The sequence below is a fragment of the Chryseobacterium sp. SIMBA_028 genome, assembly GCF_046535285.1.
Classification (GTDB): domain Bacteria; phylum Bacteroidota; class Bacteroidia; order Flavobacteriales; family Weeksellaceae; genus Chryseobacterium.
The window spans coordinates 1-238 of record NZ_JAWRWZ010000802.1 but is presented as its reverse complement, the minus strand read 5'-3'; the positions used below and the strand labels follow the sequence as shown (position 1 = coordinate 238).

General features: G+C 41.6%; 1 protein-coding gene. It reads right to left on the bottom strand.

The features are described 5' to 3' along the window. Positions 1-238, bottom strand: a 238-nt coding sequence (locus SCA31_RS25440; RefSeq protein WP_410699704.1) for a peptidase dimerization domain-containing protein, incomplete at both ends; no start/stop codon positions are given.

The window sequence follows — 238 nt, the reverse complement described above, 5'->3', positions numbered from 1 at the left end:
ATGACAAGCTTCAGGAACTACGTTATGCTGTACTCCAGCCTGAATTCCTGACAATGTTATTTTCACTTCACCCAAATAATCCGAAACCTTTGGGAATTTGAAATTCACAATATGCTGAAGGTCTTCAAGACATTTTACAATCGCATTGTCATTATTCGGATGGGCGGCATGGGAAGGAGTTCCTTTCATTTCTCCATCAATCACCAGGAGTCCTTTTTCTGCGATGGCCAGATTCATC